The 17,978-nt window shown below is 32.5% G+C and carries 19 protein-coding genes and 1 rRNA gene; 13 read left to right on the top strand and 7 right to left on the bottom strand.

The features are described 5' to 3' along the window. The first annotated feature begins 132 nt into the window (after window positions 1-132). The 6 genes from rrf (at window position 133) to ccoS (ending at window position 4,601) form a co-directional block, all read left to right on the top strand. A 5S ribosomal RNA gene (gene rrf / locus MVY38_RS10580) occupies window positions 133-248 on the top strand. 153 nt (window positions 249-401) lie between these two features. Then, the gene (gmhA, locus tag MVY38_RS10585) at window positions 402-992 is read left to right on the top strand and encodes a D-sedoheptulose 7-phosphate isomerase (RefSeq protein WP_297486020.1); all 591 of its coding nucleotides are present in this window, start codon (window positions 402-404) and stop codon (window positions 990-992) included. Window positions 993-995: 3 nt separating this feature from the next. Then, window positions 996-1,517, top strand: a complete 522-nt coding sequence (gmhB, locus tag MVY38_RS10590) for a D-glycero-beta-D-manno-heptose 1,7-bisphosphate 7-phosphatase (protein ID WP_297486023.1) — start codon at window positions 996-998, stop codon at window positions 1,515-1,517. Beyond that, entirely contained in the window at window positions 1,511-1,996 is a 486-nt protein-coding gene (locus MVY38_RS10595; RefSeq protein ID WP_297486026.1) for an asparaginase domain-containing protein, read from the top strand. The genes gmhB and MVY38_RS10595 overlap by 7 nt, the downstream gene beginning before the upstream one ends. Then, on the top strand, window positions 1,986-4,379 hold the full coding sequence (locus MVY38_RS10600) for a heavy metal translocating P-type ATPase (protein WP_297486028.1): 2,394 nt from the start codon (window positions 1,986-1,988) through the stop codon (window positions 4,377-4,379). The genes MVY38_RS10595 and MVY38_RS10600 overlap by 11 nt, the downstream gene beginning before the upstream one ends. A gap of 3 nt (window positions 4,380-4,382) precedes the next feature. After that, entirely contained in the window at window positions 4,383-4,601 is a 219-nt protein-coding gene (gene ccoS / locus MVY38_RS10605; RefSeq protein WP_297486031.1) for a cbb3-type cytochrome oxidase assembly protein CcoS, read from the top strand. Between the two features lie 45 nt (window positions 4,602-4,646). Here the strand turns inward: ccoS and MVY38_RS10610 are convergent, their stop codons facing one another. After that, window positions 4,647-4,934, bottom strand: coding sequence for a cytochrome C (locus MVY38_RS10610; protein ID WP_297486034.1), 288 nt, complete (start codon window positions 4,932-4,934; stop codon window positions 4,647-4,649). 112 nt (window positions 4,935-5,046) lie between these two features. Between MVY38_RS10610 and rfaD the strand changes: the two genes are divergently transcribed. From rfaD to MVY38_RS10625, 3 genes are read left to right on the top strand one after another with little or no spacing between them, the layout of a single operon-like run. After that, window positions 5,047-6,057 carry an ADP-glyceromanno-heptose 6-epimerase gene (gene rfaD, locus MVY38_RS10615; protein ID WP_297486037.1) on the top strand — a complete coding sequence of 337 codons (1,011 nt, stop codon included), beginning with the start codon at window positions 5,047-5,049 and terminating at the stop codon, window positions 6,055-6,057. Window positions 6,058-6,060: 3 nt separating this feature from the next. Then, the gene (rfaE1, locus tag MVY38_RS10620; RefSeq protein ID WP_297486039.1) at window positions 6,061-7,491 is read left to right on the top strand and encodes a D-glycero-beta-D-manno-heptose-7-phosphate kinase; all 1,431 of its coding nucleotides are present in this window, start codon (window positions 6,061-6,063) and stop codon (window positions 7,489-7,491) included. Then, entirely contained in the window at window positions 7,485-8,072 is a 588-nt protein-coding gene (locus MVY38_RS10625) for a YfaZ family outer membrane protein (RefSeq protein WP_297486042.1), read from the top strand. The genes rfaE1 and MVY38_RS10625 overlap by 7 nt, the downstream gene beginning before the upstream one ends. On the opposite strand, the gene waaF is transcribed toward MVY38_RS10625, so the two are convergent. Genes waaF through MVY38_RS10640 form a run of 3 tightly spaced genes read right to left on the bottom strand, consistent with a single transcriptional unit; the run spans window position 8,069 to window position 10,976 of the window. Beyond that, entirely contained in the window at window positions 8,069-9,043 is a 975-nt protein-coding gene (waaF, locus tag MVY38_RS10630; RefSeq protein ID WP_297486043.1) for a lipopolysaccharide heptosyltransferase II, read from the bottom strand. The genes MVY38_RS10625 and waaF overlap by 4 nt on opposite strands. Further along, complete coding sequence (locus MVY38_RS10635) at window positions 9,040-9,717, bottom strand: phosphatase PAP2 family protein (RefSeq protein WP_297486046.1); 678 nt, start codon at window positions 9,715-9,717, stop codon at window positions 9,040-9,042. The genes waaF and MVY38_RS10635 overlap by 4 nt, the downstream gene beginning before the upstream one ends. Beyond that, window positions 9,714-10,976 (bottom strand): glycosyl hydrolase, encoded by a 1,263-nt coding sequence (locus tag MVY38_RS10640; protein WP_297486049.1) that lies wholly within the window; start codon window positions 10,974-10,976, stop codon window positions 9,714-9,716. Before MVY38_RS10640 ends, MVY38_RS10635 begins: the two co-directional genes overlap by 4 nt. Window positions 10,977-11,013: 37 nt before the next feature. On the opposite strand from MVY38_RS10640, the gene MVY38_RS10645 reads away from it, so the two are divergent. Further along, window positions 11,014-11,979: a glycosyltransferase family 9 protein gene (locus MVY38_RS10645; protein ID WP_297486052.1), complete on the top strand. Its 966-nt coding sequence runs from the start codon at window positions 11,014-11,016 to the stop codon at window positions 11,977-11,979. On the opposite strand, the gene MVY38_RS10650 is transcribed toward MVY38_RS10645, so the two are convergent. After that, window positions 11,965-12,720 carry a glycosyltransferase family 2 protein gene (locus MVY38_RS10650; RefSeq protein WP_297486056.1) on the bottom strand — a complete coding sequence of 252 codons (756 nt, stop codon included), beginning with the start codon at window positions 12,718-12,720 and terminating at the stop codon, window positions 11,965-11,967. The two genes, MVY38_RS10645 and MVY38_RS10650, sit on opposite strands and share 15 nt — an antisense overlap. Next, window positions 12,717-13,463 (bottom strand): lipopolysaccharide kinase InaA family protein, encoded by a 747-nt coding sequence (locus tag MVY38_RS10655; RefSeq protein WP_297486060.1) that lies wholly within the window; start codon window positions 13,461-13,463, stop codon window positions 12,717-12,719. Before MVY38_RS10655 ends, MVY38_RS10650 begins: the two co-directional genes overlap by 4 nt. Before the next feature lie 52 nt (window positions 13,464-13,515). Between MVY38_RS10655 and MVY38_RS10660 the strand changes: the two genes are divergently transcribed. The 3 genes from MVY38_RS10660 to MVY38_RS10670 are packed head-to-tail and all read left to right on the top strand — an operon-like array spanning window position 13,516 to window position 17,640. Then, a complete protein-coding gene (locus MVY38_RS10660; RefSeq protein ID WP_297486063.1) occupies window positions 13,516-15,396 on the top strand; it encodes an LTA synthase family protein in 1,881 nt (626 codons plus the stop codon). Window positions 15,397-15,403: 7 nt separating this feature from the next. Next, the gene (locus MVY38_RS10665; RefSeq protein WP_297486066.1) at window positions 15,404-16,483 is read left to right on the top strand and encodes a glycosyltransferase family 4 protein; all 1,080 of its coding nucleotides are present in this window, start codon (window positions 15,404-15,406) and stop codon (window positions 16,481-16,483) included. 2 nt (window positions 16,484-16,485) lie between these two features. After that, window positions 16,486-17,640, top strand: coding sequence for a glycosyltransferase (locus tag MVY38_RS10670; protein ID WP_297486069.1), 1,155 nt, complete (start codon window positions 16,486-16,488; stop codon window positions 17,638-17,640). On the opposite strand, the gene MVY38_RS10675 is transcribed toward MVY38_RS10670, so the two are convergent. Beyond that, the coding region (locus MVY38_RS10675; protein WP_297486072.1) for a DUF1919 domain-containing protein at window positions 17,631-17,978 on the bottom strand (348 nt) is incomplete at its 5' end. The two genes, MVY38_RS10670 and MVY38_RS10675, sit on opposite strands and share 10 nt — an antisense overlap.

Here is a 17,978-nt window from a genome sequence, read left to right on the forward strand (position 1 = left end):
ACTAATAAGAGATATGTTAAGTTATTTAGTTAGAGTTTTTACTCTTTGTTGATTTTACAATGTTATTTACCCCTTTGAACTGATTACAGTCAAAGTTAAGTACACATACTATGTGTCTTTAGCTTTGATTGTCTAGGTGGCTATAGAGAGAGGGAAACGCCTGGCTCCATTCCGAACCCAGAAGCTAAGCCTCTCATCGCTGATAATACTGCACCTTTCAGGTGTGGAAATGTAGGTCGCTGCCTAGTTAATCGTTTATTCACTTTTACTTCACTCTTTATTCTCTAATTACTTATTTATTTTTTGCCTCTATAATATTTTAGAATCTATTTTACATATTTCTATGTCTTTTTTATTAGTTTCTTTATGATACTATTTCATATATTATTTTAGGATATTTTATGAAAGCGTATATTAAAGATCAAATTAAAAAATCATATCAAGCGAAACAGGATATTTATGCGAATGAAGCACTTTTAGATAATATTGTAGCAGTTGCAAAATTATGTGTAAAGCTCTATCAAGGCGATAAAAAAACTATTTTAGCAGGAAATGGTGGAAGTGCGGCAGATGCACAGCATATTGCTGCAGAACTTGTCGGTCGTTATGGATTTGATCGCCCTTCTATTCCTTCCTTAGCGCTGACGACTGACACTTCAAATTTAACTGCCATTGGAAATGATTATGGCTATGACTTTGTATTTTCTCGTCAACTTGAGGGTATGGGACAAAATGGGGATATATTTATAGGCATATCTACATCAGGAAACTCTGTAAATATTGTAAATGCATTTGAAAGTGCTAAGAAAAAAGGTATTACAACTATTGCTTTAGTTGGAAAAGATGGTGGTAAAATGGCGAAGATAGCTGATTATGCACTTGTAGTTCCTTCTGATTCAACTCCTCGTATTCAGGAATCTCATATACTTATTGGACATATTTTATGTGATATTATTGAAAAAGAGATTTTTGCTGATGGTGTAGAAAATTAGTTTATGAAAAAGGCTCTTTTTTTAGATAGGGACGGCGTAATAAATATAGAAAAAAATTATCTTTATAAAGAGAGTGATTTTGAATTTATTGATGGTATTTTTGAATTATGTAAATATTATCAAGATTTAGGTTATCTGATTGTTATTGTAACAAATCAATCAGGAATTGCTAGGGAGTATTATTCCCAAGAAGATTTTTTAAAGCTTACAAGCTGGATGGTTACTGCGTTTAAAAAACATGGTATTACGATTTCAAAGGTGTATTTTTGTCCTCATCATCCTAATATTTCTGGTGAATGTAGTTGTCGTAAACCCAAACCAGGAATGATTTTAGAGGCAGCTAAGGAGTTTGATATTGATTTAACTCAATCAATTCTTATTGGTGATAAAGAGAGAGACATAGAATCTGCACTCAATGCAGGTATTGAAAAAACATATCTTTTTAATCCCTCTTATGATATTAAAAGTTCAAAAGCAACGAAAATTATAAAAAAATTTGATGAAATATGGAAAGATAAATGTTAATTTTAAATAGTGGTGGAACTTTCAATAAAAGATATAATCAATTAACAGGCGAATTAGAAGTCCCTTACGATAATTATGCAATTGAAAAAATATTAGAGAGTGTGTATGCTAAGTATGATTTAGCTGGTGTTGTCTATAAAGATTCATTAGATATGAGTGTTGATGATAGAAAAATGATTGCAAATATCATTTTAGAATCTTCTGAAACTAATTTTTTAGTTGTTCATGGGACTGATACTATGCATTTAAGTGCTGAATTTTTAGATGAAGTATTTGATGATAGAATTATAGTTCTTACGGGGGCTATGAAACCGTTTGAGATAGACAATATTGAAGCAACTCTGAATTTAGGTATTGCTATGGGATTTTTGAAATCTGCAACAAAATTTGGTGTTTATATTTGTATGAATGGTTATATAGAGAAGTGGGATAAAATAGAAAAAAATAGAGATATAGGGAAGTTTGAAATTGTCAGATAAAATTGCTTGTACACATTGTCACTTAGAATTTTCAAAAGATGTTATGATACAAGATGGTGAACACTACTTTTGTTGTAACGGTTGTCAAGGAGTTTTTCATCTTCTTTCTGATGAAGGACTTGATAGTTTTTATGATAAATTAGGAGACAACAAACTTGCCCCACCATCATCACAGTTTGAAGATGCATCAAATTTTGATGCTCCAGCTTTTTACCAGCGTTTTGTTTCTATTAATAATGAAGGGTTTAGTGAAGTTTCTTTGATTATTGAGGGTATTCATTGTGCTGCCTGCGTTTGGCTTAATGAAAAAGCTTTAACAAATATGGATGGTGTAGTTGCTACAAATATTAATTATACAAATAATAAAGCAAAAATTATTTGGGATGATGACAATGTAAAACTTTCAAATATTATAGAGATGATTCGTGCTATTGGCTATGATGCCTTTCCTTATGATGCCTCTTTACAAGAGGTAAAAGCGAATAAAGAGCGAAAAGATTACTATTTGCGTATGGCAGTTGCAATTTTTGCAACTATGAATATGATGACGATTATGGTTGCACAGTATGCAGGGTATTTTACAGGTATAACTCCAGAAATTAAACATATTTTAAATGTTGGAGAGTGGGTACTCTCTACTCCAGTGCTCTTTTATAGTGGTTGGCCATTTATTCGTGGAACATATTATGGTATGAAAACTAAAACTGTTAATATGGACACTTTGGTAGCTACAGGAGCCTTTTTAACTTACATATATTCTATTTATATTACTTTAACGCGTAGTGGTGAAGCCTATTTTGATTCAGTTACGATGATTATTACCTTTGTCTTGGTTGGTAAATTTTTAGAAGTTTTGAGTAAAAAAAGTGTTGCTGATACTTTAGATGTTATGAATAAACACCTTCCAACTGATGTACAAGTTGTGGAAAATGAAAATATTGTTACAAAGAATGTTAATGATGTGGGTGTTGGTGAAGTAGTCTTGGTTTCTACTGGTGAAAGGGTAGCAATTGATGGTGAAATTGTAAATGGTGAAGGTAATTTTGATGAGTCAAGCTTAAATGGTGAAAGTGAGCCAATCTTTAAATCTATTGGTGATACAATCATTAGTGGTACGGTAAGTATTGATGCTGATGTAAAGTATAAAACGACAAAAGATTTTGCACACTCAACCATGAGTAATATTGTTGCTTTACTTGAAAATGCTATGAATAATAAACCACATATTCAGCAACTAGCAAATAAGATCAGTGAATATTTTTCTACAATTATTTTAGCACTGGCATTTTTTACTTTTATAGGCTGGTTACTTTACTCATCAAATTTTGAACAGTCATTTATGATATCTATTTCTGTCATTGTTATTGCCTGTCCTTGTGCTTTAGCCCTTGCTACTCCCGTTGCTACTTTAGTGGGTCTTTCTATTGCTTCAAAAAGGGGTATTCTCTTTAAAGAAGCAGTACAATTAGAGACTATGGCAAATATTGATGTATTGGTGTTAGATAAGACAGGGACAATTACACAAGGCAAGCCAGCTGTTGTTAATGAAAAGATTTGGACTGCGTTTGATAAGTCACTTCTTAATTCATTACTGCTTAACTCTAAGCATCCTATTGCTAGAGGGGTTCAAAATTATATTTTTGATGACACTCTTGAATGTTTTGAGCTTGAAAGTTTAAACAATGTGCCTGCTCAAGGTATTACCGCGATGTATAATGGTAAAATGCTTGCTGGTGGTAATGCAAAATTGATGCACACTATAGGGATAGATATTCAAAGCAGTAGTGAAAATAGTGAATTTTATTTTGCTTATGGTGGAGAACTATTGGCAAAGTATGAGCTTTTTGATGTTCCTCGTGAAGATGCTAAAGAGGTAATCGCAAAGATTAAAAAATTTGGTATTGCTGTTATAATGCTTACGGGTGATCATGAAAGAAGTGCGAAAAAAGTGGCAGAGTTGGTCGGTATTAAAAGTTTTGAATATGAGATGACTCCTGAAGGAAAAGCACTATATATTGAGACTCTGCATAAAGAGGGTAACAAAGTGGTGATGGCTGGTGATGGCATTAACGATATTTTAGCACTTGCTAGTAGTGATATTGCTATTGCTATGGGAAATGGAAGTGATATTGCCATAGAAGTAAGTGATGTTGTTTTACTTAATGATACTTTTAGCTCTCTCTATGATAGCTTTAAAATTTCGAAAAAGACATTTAGAATGATAAAAGAGAATTTAGCGCTTTCATTTGTATATAATGCTATAACCGTTCCCCTTGCGATGGCAGGATTTATTATTCCTCTTATTGCAGCTATTTCAATGAGTGTGAGTTCTTTGCTTGTTGTTGGTAATTCGATGCGTATAAAATTTGGATATAAGGATTAAAATATGAGTTCATGGGTAATTGCTATGATGTTAGGTGTATCAGTTTTTTTAGGAAGCATTGCTGTTGTAGCGTTGATGTGGGCTATTAAAAAAGGACAGTTTGATGATGAAGAGAAGTTTTTAAATGCTGTTAAATTTGATACAGAAGAAGATCTTAATGACGCTGCGAATTTAGAACGAAAAAAAGAGAAGTTAAAGAAAAAAGATTATAGACCAGAATAGGTTAAAGAAGATGAGTTGCCAAAGGGGCAACTCAAGTATCAGAAATTATTTACCGATAGTTTGTGCTACTGCTTCTAAATCAGCATCTGAATAACGAGCAACTTGCCCTTTCATAACACCTTTCATTGGTCCACCAAAAGTACCAGCTTTGTAGCCTTTAAGTGCTGTTGCAATTTCAGCATGAGTCATATTTTTAACAATTTTTGATTTACCCATAGCGTGTTTTTCAAAGTTTTTACCATGACATGCAGCACATGCAGCAGTGTTAACAGCAGCCATTGCTACTGAAGATACTGCTAAAGCAGCGATTGAAGCGATTACGATTTTTTTCATTTTATTTCCTTAATATAAAGTTTCGTATGCATTATATAAGTTCTATTCTTAAATACTTGTTAATGAATTTAAAGGTATCATTTTATTAAAATAAATTTATATAGGTGTGAAGATGCGATACATAGAAGATGATTTAAAAGGTAAAGCAATATTAATAACAGGTGGTGCGGGTTTTATAGGTTCAAACTTAGCATTTTATTTTCAAGAAAATCATCCGGAGTCAAAGGTTGTTATTTTAGATAGTTTTAGAAGTGGTGAAACATTAAGTAATGGTAATCTCAAAAGTTTTGGTCATTTTAAAAATCTTATTGGTTTTCGTGGTGAGATTATAAGTGGAGATATTAACGATAAAGATTTGCTACTTGATTTAGAAGTAAATTATGATTTTGACTACATCTTTCATGAAGCAGCAATTTCTGATACAACTGCGCAAGAGCAAAATTTGATGATAAAGACAAATGTCAATGCCTATAAAGATTTGCTTGATTTGGCAGTAGCACATAATGCAAATATGATCTATGCTTCCTCTGCTGCAACTTATGGAAATGCAGAGTCCCCACAAAGAGTAGGGCGTGAAGCACCAAATAATGTTTATGGTTTTTCTAAGCTTTCCATGGATCATCTCTCTCGTGAATATATGAAAGAGTGTGATATAAACATAGTAGGCTTGCGTTATTTTAATGTATATGGAGCAAGAGAGTACTTTAAAAATACAACTGCTTCAATGGTCTTACAGTTTGGTCATCAAATATTAGCTGGTAAAAATCCTCGTCTTTTTGAGGGAAGTGATAAGATTCTTCGTGATTTTATCTATATTGAAGATATTATTCAAGCTAACATCAAGGCAATGCAACCAAATACAAGCGGAATATATAATGTAGGAACAGGAAAAGCGAGAAGTTTTCAAGACATCGTAGATATTCTTCAAAAAGAACTTGGCACTTCCTTAGAGTGTGAGTATATTCCAAATCCATTTATTGGTTCGTACCAATTTCATACAGAAGCAGATGTCGCAACAACAAAAGAGGCTTTAGGATATGCAGCTGCGTATGAGATGGAAGATGGGATTAAAGCGTATGTACCTGAGATAAAACGAATATATGAAACTGAAGTGAAAAAGTAGATTATGCAGATTTTTAAAGATGCAAAACCAAAAATTCTAGTGATAGGGGATTTAATGATAGACCACTATCTCTGGGGAAGTTGTGAGAGAATATCTCCAGAAGCTCCCGTGCAGGTTGTGGATATTAATAAAGAGACAACTGTTCTTGGTGGTGCGGGTAATGTTGTAAACAATCTCAAAGCACTTGGTGCAGAGGTGAGTGTTAGTGGCGTCATAGGTGATGATGCAAATGGTAAAGAGCTCCTTTGTATGCTTGAAGCCATTGGAGTTGAGAGTGAAAAACTTATTTTTCAAAAGGGGAGAAAGACATCGAAAAAGAGCCGTGTTATTGCGGTGAGTCAGCAGATTCTTCGTTATGATAAGGAGAGTAAGGAAGATATTGAAGAGGCATCTGTATCTGAAATTTTACAAAAGATTTCAGATACACTTAGCCAATATGATGCGATTATTCTCTCTGATTATGGTAAAGGTGTTTTGACTGAATCTCTTTGTCAGGGCGTAATAGCGTTAGCCGATGAAAAAAATATCAAAGTGCTTGTAGATCCAAAAGGAAATGACTTTTCAAAATACCGCGGCGCATATTTACTCACACCAAATAAAAAAGAGGCCATTTTGGCAACTGGCATCGATATAAAAGATGATGTATCGCTTAAGGCTGCACTTTTGAAGCTGAAAAATGAGTGTGATTTGGATATTTCACTTATTACACTCTCAGAGGATGGAATTGGAATTTATGATAGTGAAGTAAAAACCTTTCCAACTGTTGCAAAAGAGGTCTTTGATGTTACAGGTGCGGGTGATACGGTCATCGCCTCTATTGCGTTTGCACTCAGCATTGACAAATCTATTGATGAAGTTGCAAAATTTGCAAATCTTGCAGCAGGTGTTGTTGTAGGAAAAATTGGTTCAGCAACGGTTACTATTGATGAAATAGAAGAGTATGAAGCATCTTTACATAAAAGTACTTCTGATGCACATATTAAAAGTTTTGAAGATATAAACGCAGTTGTATCTCGTTGTAGAGCAAATGGTAAAAAAATTGTTTTTACAAATGGATGTTTTGATATATTGCATGTTGGGCATGTGAAGTATCTTCAAATTGCAAAAAGTTTCGGAGATATTTTGATAGTAGGGCTTAACTCTGATGCCTCTGTTTCAAGACTTAAAGGTCCATCAAGACCTGTGAATATGGCAGAAGATAGAGCATATCTCTTGGCTGCTCTTGAAGCTGTGGACTTCGTAGTTCCTTTTGAAGAAGATACGCCTTATAATCTAATAAAAATGATTGAGCCTGATGTTTTAGTCAAAGGTGGTGATTATGAAGGAAAAGAGGTCGTCGGTACGGAATTTGCTGGTGAATTAAAACTTGTGGATTTTGTCGATGGCAAAAGTACAACAAAAACTATAGAAAAAATACAAGGACAAAAATGTTAAAAAAAATTGCATTACTTATGATGTTAGCAGTTTCTGCATTTGCAATGCATAGTGCAGAGGTAAATATAAATGATACAGATTTAGAGATAAGTGCTAAATTGGATTTGGGACAGTTTAATCAAAATGTAGAACCAAATACTACTTTTTTAGGATTTAGAATAGTCGATGCATCTGATACTCATAGTTCAACAAATGGATATAAAAATGATCCCTATTATGAAGCAAATTTTTTGATGAAAAGACCGATTTCTAGTAGTGGTCTTAGTGTGGGAATGGGTGTGAAATTTAACTATACCACTGATTTTTCTTCTATTCCTTTAGGACTTGAGGGAACATATAAAATTCCTGCCGCTGCGTTTGTACCAATGTATGTGAATGCAAGTGTTTACTATGGACCTAGAGTACTTAGTTTTGGGAATGCAGACAGATATTATGAGTATCGTGTCAGTTATGATATAGAACTTATAGATAATGGTAGAGTAACTATTGGTTATCGTTCTATGAATACAAATTATCAAGGTGCAAGAGGCGATTATACTTACAATAAAGCTTTTTACTTCGGATTTAAATTTCTTTTTTAGAGCTTTAGCTCTTTTACAGCTGCGATAACTTCAAAAGCTGTAATCCCTTTCATACAATCATGATGTTTGAGTGGACACTCTCTTTTCATACAAGGAGAACACTCAAGCTCATGTCTTACTATTTTACTCTTTTCATTCATCCATTGTGAGGTCTCTTTGTAACATGTAGGTCCGAAAATGGCAACTGTCGGGACTTGATATGCAGCTGCTACATGCATAGGACCACTGTCGTTGGTGATAAAGAGTGAACATCCCCCAATATTTGCACAGAGTTCCTGAATGTCTGTTTTGCCCGCTAAGTTTTTGAAGTTTTTTACGCCTAGTTTTTTTAGATTCTCTTCTATCTCTTGCGCCATTGCAACTTCATTTGGTCCGCCAAAAATAATGATGTCATATTTGTCTTTAAAGTAGGCTGCTACCTCTGCGAAACGCTCAGGGTACCATCTTTTAGCACTTCCATAGGTAGCCCCTGCATTTATGCCGAGTGTTAGTTTTTCAAACTGAAGTGGTTTTATGTAGAGTTTGAGTGGCCCAATTGTGTAGTTTTTGTCTGCTGCGTTTACCATGGCTATTTGGCAATACTGTTTTACGAGATGTTGGTCAGTTTTTATCTTTGGAGTGTGTGAGAGTAGCAGTTGAGAATGCCAAGATCTACGGGCAAGGCATAAAACTGTTCCTGTTAAACGCAGTAGTAAAGAGGAGTAGATATTGTTACGAAAGCTTACTGCCATATGAAATACTCCAAGCTCTTTTGCCAGTTTATAAGTGGCGAGAAACCTTGAAGAACTCTTTTTTGTGTTGTCAACAACGGCTTTTTCACAGCGTGGATGGTGTTTTAGTGCCTCGATGCTTACATAACTACCGACAAAGGTAAAAGCCACATCTTGGTAAGTAGAAGCTAGTAATTCAATGGCAGGAGTAGCCATTACAGCATCTCCAAGCCAATTTGGTAATATCACTAAAATCTTCATAGTGTGGAGTCCTTTTTGAAGATAATCTTATAGAGCATATGTGTTACTATCCAGACGATGAAAAAAGAGGTGAAAATATCACTCAAAAAATGCCCTCCAGCAATCAGCCGTGCAAAACTGACAAGTACACCATAACTAATGGCAAGGCTCATCCAAAACTTGCGTCTTTTTCGTGACAGCAGTGCAAAACCTACAAATGCAAACGCAGCAGAGGTATGTCCAGAGCTAAAAGAGTGCCCTTTTTGATCACTCAGTATAAACGCAGGAGTAAAGGTTTTATGCCCTCCAAACTCTTTTATATTTGCAGGTCTTGCTCGTCCCCAGTGATCTTTAAGTGTTGCATTTACTATAAGCCCAGGAGCAATACTTAGCACTAAAATAATGTAGAGCATTACTTTACCATTGACTCCTAAAATATTTTTATTTTTAATTTTATTGTAAAAGTAGATGCCAAGTGAGCCGAGTGTAAAGGAGATAAGCATTATTTTTACTGAGTTATAAAAAAATCTTTCAAAAAGGGAACCTTTGAGGTAAAAGGAGTGTCCATTATAAAAAGGAGCAGAAGTTTGAATGTCTATTTGTGGGAAAAAGATAAAAAATAGTGAGAAGAATAGAGCCGAAAGCCACATATAGAGTTTTACATTAAAATAGTTTTTATTGAGTTGTCTTATCATTTTTGTACATCTTTTATGAAAATATAGAGAGGCGAAGAGCCAATTTTGAGCATTGTATCATTTATGGGCTGACCATCTCTTGAATAGACGCTAAAGAACTCTTCATTTTGTAGGGTTGTTTCTTTTACTGACCAGTGAATTTGTAGGAGTTGTTCATCTATAAGACATTGGAAAATATAATATCCTCGTTTACTATCAAAGCGTAAAAATTGTGCATTTTTGAGCGTTTTGAACATATATTTATAGGTATAAAAAGCATCTCTTTTTCTAATCCCTTCTCTGTTGTCTACCAAACCATACCCTGGTGCAATAAGCTGATGCCAAGAGACAGAATCGACCTGCTGTGAGGCAAAGGCATGAAGGTAGTATCGGAGCATAAAGTCGGCATAAGAAGATTCATCTACGCACTCATGTTCACTTGTTGGTGCATAGGGTGCAGTATTTGAGATGGGCCAGTTTGTCTCTGTAATGTGCAACTCATGTTTTGTTTTTGGAGAGAGCCAGACCATTGTAGAGAGTAGTGCAATTTTATCGGAGAGGGCAAAGCCTAATTGTGTATTTTCTGGTGCACCTCGTCTATCTACATATAAAAGTGCCGAGATACCGTCAAATTTGCATTTGCAGAAGTTAAAGAGGGTATGAATTGTGTAATGAAATTCAAAGTCAATAACACCACTTCCTATAAGTTTGATGTTTGGGAACTCTTTCTGGCGTAAATCAAACGCACCCTTATAGAAGTTGAGATACTCTCGTACCGAAAAAAATCCCCACTTCGCACGGTTAATAGTGGAGCCTATTTCAAAAATATCTACAAGAGTGTGAAGTTCATCAAATATCTTTTTAAAATCTTTTTGTGTAAGTTCTAAATCTTCTATATGTTCTCTATCTTGCAAAATTTTTAGGGTTATTTTTCTGTTGCTGTTTTGTTCTATGAAACTTTTTAGCTGAGGGAGTTTTTGCATCTCCCAGAGTTTTAAACGCAGTAAAATATGCTTTACATCTATTTCATCTAAGAGCTTTTGTGTCTTCTCTGGTTCTCTCTCAAAATCAACACCAAGTGAAAAAAACTCTTGAGAATTTATCTCTTTTCTTCGTACAAAGGGCATGGAGAGTAGCGACAAAGGAAGTAAAAAGAGAGATAGTATAAAAGTAGTGCTGAGTGAAGAGCGTTCTTTAAAACGCATACTCTTTTTATATGCTTTATCTTTTAGTTGTGCTGGTTGGTCGGAGTAGTTATCCCATTTAAAAGGTGTTTTCATAAGGCGAATTATATCCTTTTTAAGGTAATATTTCTATATGAATATATTAGTTGTACGAACAGATAAGCTTGGAGATTTTATAACGGCATTGCCGACTATTTATATTTTAAAAAAGTATAATGTAAATAATAAAATTATAGTCTTAGTTGCACCATTAAATGAAGCATTGGCAAAGGCTTGTGACTTTATTGATGAGGTTGTAGTTGATGATGGAAACAGCTCTGTTTTTACAATGTCAGAGAAGTTAAAATCTAAAAAAATCAATCTTTCCATTACACTCTTTTCAAATACACGAGTGGCATTGATACAATTTTTAGCTGGTATTAAAGAGCGTTATGCCCCAGCAACGAAGATAGCTCAAATCTTTTACAATCATAGCGTAAAACAGAGACGAAGTGAAGTGAAGATGGCAGAGTTTGAGTATAATTTAGCTTTAGCACAAGAGATATTTGGCGATATTGATGTGAATTACCCAAAGCCACTTTTAGAGTTTGATGATAGTAAAACAATCTATGAAAAATTTTCTAAAGATAATAAAATTACAAAAGAAGTTATAGCATTTCATGTAGGTTTTGGTGGTTCATCTGATGCAAATTGGAATTTAGATGAGTATGAAACAGTTATTCGTGATACTCTTATGCAAGCAAAATATGATGTAGTTCTCACTTTTGGTCCTGATGAAGTTGCTTTATGTAAAGAGATGCAAAAAAGATTAGAAAATGAAAAAGTGGTTTTTTATCTTTCAAATCATGGCATTGTAGATTTTGCAAAGCTTATTAGTAATTTTAAACTTTTTGTATCAACCTCCACAGGAACTTATCATTTAGCTTCTTTAGTTGGGACAGCTACATTGACTTTTTTTGGAGACTCGAATTTTGCGAGTGCTAAAAGGTGGAAAGGTGTAGGAGATGAAAAACTACAAAAACATTATATGCTTCCACGAGATACAACAAAAAGATTGGAGTTATTTCAGAGTGTTAGAAAAGATTTACTTGCCATTTAGTGAATTGTTTTCTTGCATTTCTAGCATTAAAGCATATTTCATATAGGCACTGAAGGAAGATATTACAGCAATATGTATTTCATCTATTCCGTAAAAAATTCCTTTTTTTAGTACAAGAGATTTAAAAAGTGCACCAAATCCATGTAAAAAAGGATCAATTTTGGAAGCTCTTTTTCCATCTTGATGAGCTAATCTAGCACCTCTTTCAATGAATTTATAAGAAGTCTGTATAACCTCTTCATAGTTTTTATAAGAATAATGAAGAATATGGGCATTCAAATTTTTTGCATTTTTTGTTTGAACTTTTGCATGTCCACCACTTGTTGAATATATACATTTGTTGTGATTGTAAAGGCGAACTACTCTGTCTGGGTACCACTGTCTGATTAGTTTTTTACCAACAAAGGTTTTTCTTGCAAATGAATATCCATCATATTCTGTGTTTTGAAGATTAAGTTTTTTTATTTCATTAATTGCATCTGAGTCTAATCTTTCATCTGCATCTAAACTTAGTATCCAATTATTTGTTGCAAATTGAACACCAAAAGCTTTTTGTGGTCCATCGCCTAGGTATGGTTGAATGATTACTTTTGCTCCAAGTTCTTCTGCAAGTTCTCTTGTTCTGTCCGTGCTTTGGGAATCTATAACTATAATTTCGTTACATACTTCTTTAGCAGATAAAATTACATCTTTGATATTTTCTGCTTCATTTAAAGTGATAATTGTAGCGGTAATATTCATTTCCCCAATATCCTTTTCTTTATTTTTCTTCTTTTTTGAACAAAATCTTTTAATTTCTTATCATAAAAAATAATTTTATCTATACATTCTTTTTCGTTATAACCACTTAATTGAGCGTACTCTTTTGCAATAAATATAAGTGTATCTTCGTCCAACCAAAGCTTATCAAAGTTTTTCATTGCGAGATCAAGAGTTATTGTTTTTAGTTCGAGTCTATTTATATCGACTATGCTAAAATCATAGTTATTTTCTTTTTTAAGCACAAGCGTATTTCCTGCAGAAAAATCTTTGTGAAAAACTCCCTTTTGATGCAAATTATAGGTAAATTTTACAAATTCTTTGATTATTTCTTCTCTCTTCCTAAGAGTTTTATTCCTTAAAGGTTCCCTAATTGTAAAATCATACTCAACAAATTCAGAGACATAATAACTCTCTTTAAATAGCTTATGTCTGTAAAATTCTATGTAACCGATGGGTTTTGGAGTTGAAATATTGAGTTTAAGAAGTTCTATAGCATTAAGATATGATTTTTTTGCTTTACTGTTTCTTATGTATGCATAGACAATTTGATTTAGCAAATTTGGAATTTTAAAAGCCTTGACAACATATTTTTTATTTTCATAAGAGATGACTTTTAATTGGTTGCGTGCTTGATGAATTGTATGGTCGCTTTTTTGAAAATACTCCTTTATATTAAGAAGAAAATCTTCATATTTTTTGTTAATTACTTGATATTTGAACAAAATTTAACCTACTTTTGAATATAATTAGAATTATACCAATAAAAGGTTACTTATGCGTTTTTTAAAACTATATTTTACAGTTTTTTTTCTAACTTATATTACATTAATTGTTACAAAGCTCGTCTTTCTTGCAACACTCAACTCTCTTTTTGAACCATATTCTTTATCTGAAAAGATATATGCAATTTTCTGGGGATATCGTTTTGATTTTGCTGTCAGTGGAACCATGGCATTTTTAGCTACACTATTTGATTTTAAAAGTAAAATTTTTGCTTTTGTCTCTGCTCTGTTAGTTGTATTTGTGTTCTTGGCACAGATTGGAGATATGTTTTATTTTACAGAGGCATCCAGACATGTAGGTTATGAAATTAGTGACATCTTTACAGATGCTTTCTCTCTGTTCATGACAGCCCTCTCTCAGCATAGTTTCCTCTCTTTTATAGCCTTTATTATTGCGCTAATCTCTTTCATTTATATATATAAAAAATTATCTATGTATAAAAGTGAAAATTTTAATAAGGCATATGTGATAAAAAAACTATTTTTGATAGCTTTAACTATTTTTTTCGTTCGTGGGATGTGGCAACAAATTCCACTGAATCCTTGGCAAGCAAATCAAATTGGTGATACTAGACTTGCTAGCCTCTCAATAAATGGGGTCTATAATATGATTTTTTCACTTGCTACTCAAAATGAAAAATTAAAACCAGTCAAATTACCTAAAATAGATAAGGCAGAAATTCACAAGGTTTTTAATGCTCTCTACTCTGATAATAATAGTACATCTAATGTAAGTATTGCAAGTAAAAAGCCAAATGTAATCTTTTTCTTTTTGGAAAGTTGGAGTGCAACATTTTTAAAACCATATGGATTTAAAAAGGCGGAAGCTACACCTAATTTTGATATGATTTTAAAAAAATCGCTTCGACCTAAATTTATGGTTGCAAGTGGGCATAGAACAACAGAAGGAATGTTTGCTACTCTTGTATCATTTCAAAATCCTTTAGGAAAATCCGTTGCAAAAACGCAACTACAAGATTTTCATTACCACTCTATAATTAATGAGTTTAATAAACGAGGATATAATAGTGCATTTTTTCAGGGAACTTATAAGGAGACAAGTGGGACAGGAAGTTTAGCAAATACTTTAGGATTTCAATATAGTTATGGTAAACAAGATGTGAAAAAACGAAAATATGAGGAGAATCAATGGGGTGTTCATGATGTTGATTTGTATAATTTTGTTCTTTCAAAGCTTGGTTCAAACCTCAAAGAGCCTTTTGTTATTGGTATTAATGGTGCTACAACATATGATGATAAACTGCCAAAAGCTGTAAAAGCTATTCATTTTGTAGATGATAGTCGGATAAATAAGTTGCTCAATGTGTTTCATTTTGCTGATTTTGCTTTAGGAAGTTTTATACAACGAGTTGAAAAAAAATACCCAAATACTGTTTTTGTTCTTTTTGCAGACCATTGTGGTGGATATATCGGAGGAACCTTAAAAAATTATGAAATTCCATTTGCTGTCTATGCTCCACAATACATAAAACCACAATATAAAGATATTATAATGTCACAAAGAGATATTGCTCCAACTATTGCAGATTTGACACTGGGAGATTATAAAAAGATTTTTCCAAATTTTACGGGTAAATCACTTATGAGAGATAGGAAATTTTTTGCTGATTATTATTACAATGGTCTTTTAGGTATGGTGAAAGGTAATGAAGGTATTGAGTTAAATTTGGAAACAAAAAATTTAAAATGTTATAGTGTAAATAATTTTAACAAAGAGAATCACAAATGTAAATCGATAGATACTCAATTAAAAAAAGAAGTTCTTGGTTTTACAAAAGTAAACCAAACTTTACTCTTTAATGGTAAAGTAGAAGAGTTTAAAAAATATAGATATAATTTTGAAAAAAAGTAGAGAAATAATGTCGAAAAAAATTTTAGAAGTTTGTCTTTCTCCTGATTTGGGTGGGTTAGAACTTTTTATGGTTCAGTGTTTAGAATATTTTCAAAAAAAATCACATGCTGAGGTTGTTGTAGCGCATGGAACAAAATTAGATGATTATATACGAGGTAATAAGTATTACATTGATAGAAATAAATTTTTTCCTTTTATTTCAGCAAAAAGACTCGCTAAAATCATAGATGATAATGATATTGATGTAGTTCATTTTCACTGGACAAAAGATATGCCTATAGTTGTTCTTGCAAAGGTATTTAGTCGTAAGAAACCAAAAATAATACAAACTCGTAATATGCATATGACAAGATTTAAAGATGATTTTTATCATAAATTTTTCTATAAAAATATAGATTGTATGCATGCAGTTACAAATGAAGTAACTAATGAGTTAACGCACTTTATCCCTGTTGAGGTGAGACCAGAGATTGAAATGATTTATATGGGAGTTAAGGAAGTTGTCCCTGACCCTAAAAAAGTTGAAATACTTCGAGAAAAATATAATTTAGGTGATTCATTTGTAGTAGGGATTGTTGGAAGAATTCAGGAGAATAAAGGGCAGTGGATGGTGATTGATGCATTGTCTAAATTAAAAGATAAAAATATAAAAGCTCTTATTATAGGTCATACTATGGATGATGCCTATCTACAATCTTTAAAAGATAGAGTAAAAGAGTATGGTATAGAAGATAAAATTATATTTACTGGTTTTACTAAAGAGGTAAATGAACATTTTCATCTTTGTGATGTTGCTATTTTAGCAACAAGGAATGAAACATTTGGTCTTGTGGTTGTGGAAGCCATGATGAATGAAGTTGTTGTAATCGCAACGAAAAAGGGTGGACCAATTGAAATTATAGAAGATAAAAAAGATGGTCTTTTCTTTGATAGAACGGTAGAAGATTTATATCAAAAGATTTTATATTTGTTTGAAAATAGAGAAAAGGTGAAAGAGATGGCAAAATTAGCAAAAGTGAAAGCCTTGCAGAAGTTTGAGTATTCAAAACAATTAGAGAAGTTGTATAATTTAATTGAGGCTATGTGATTGTGAAAAAAAAGCGTGTAGCAGTGATTGTTCGAAGCCTTAAAATAGGAGGCATGGAACGAGTCGCTGTAAATTTATCTGAGGCTTTTGCAGAAGAAAAATGGGAATCACATCTGATTTATTTCAAAGATAAAAACAGAGCTATAGAGCCAAATAAAGATGTTAGAGTGCATCATTTTAATCTGGATAGAGGATTAAACTTAACAGTTATTGGGACATTATTAAAAATAGTTGCTAAATTTTTAAATGGTATTTTTAGAAATAGCTTTTTTCTTTATATTGGGATGTTAAATACCCCTATCTTCAGATGGAAATTAAAACAGATAGAAAAAGAGTATGGTAAATTTGATCTTATTGTGATGCGAGGTCATGGAACATTTGAAGAAATATGGTGGTATAAAGACAATAGAGTTGTTCAAATGGTTGAAAGTGTATTTATTAGAAATGAAAAATTTATAGATAAATTATATATTAAATGTCTTTATAGCGGCAAAAATCTTGCAGGAGTTTCATCTGGGGTTAAAGAAAAAATAGAAGAAGTGTTAAGAAAAACTAAAACAAGAGCTAAATCTGTAAATGTTATTTACAATCCTTTAAACATAGATGATATTAATAAAAAGGCTAATGAATATACTCCAGATATAGAGACAAATTATATAGTAAGTGTAGGGCGTATTACACCAAATAAAAATATTTCTTTTTTACTTGAAGCTTATAAGTATGCTCGCAATGAGTATAATTTAACATTACCTTTGGTTATTATTGGAAATGGTCATGATATGGAGAATGTTAAAAGAAAGATTGCAGAACTTTCTCTTGAAAAATATGTCATTTTAAAAGGATTACTTGTAAATCCCTATCCGTGGATTAAACATGCTTCATGTTTAACTTCAACATCATATGCTGAGGGGTTTGGGATGGTATTGTTGGAAGCTTTAACTTGTCACACAAAAGTAATTGCAACAAGATCACAAGGTGGCGTTCAAGAGATTATGACAGGAAATCTCGCAAAATATCTTGTTGATTTTGATGCTAAGATTTTCGCTAAAAAAATGTATGACATCATTATAGAAACGAAAGAATGGGATTTTCAAAGTCACATTCAAAGATTTCAAGCCAAAGAGATAGTTAATAAATATGAAGAATTTTATTTATGAAAGTTTATAGTATCAGGTTTTAGGGTATTCAAAAGTTTACAAATATTTATATATTTATTTGTATATTTCCATTCTAGTTCAACATTATTTTGATTTTTGAAAATATCCATATAAATGGTATTATGTAAATTCTTGTAAGGGGTAGCTGTAAAACAAATTTTATTTTTGAAAGGTAGTTTGTTGAATTCTTCAATATGACTAGGTGTAGCTAAATATCCATCACTAAATTTAAATAATGTTTTTTCTGGATTAATTCTTTTTAATCGACTTTCCCATTTATTGTATGCATAATCTGCTGTAGTATAATGTTGAAAATGTAATTCAATGTTGTTTTCTAA

It is taken from the genome of Sulfurimonas sp. (assembly GCF_027056685.1).
Classification (GTDB): Bacteria; Campylobacterota; Campylobacteria; order Campylobacterales; family Sulfurimonadaceae; genus Sulfurimonas.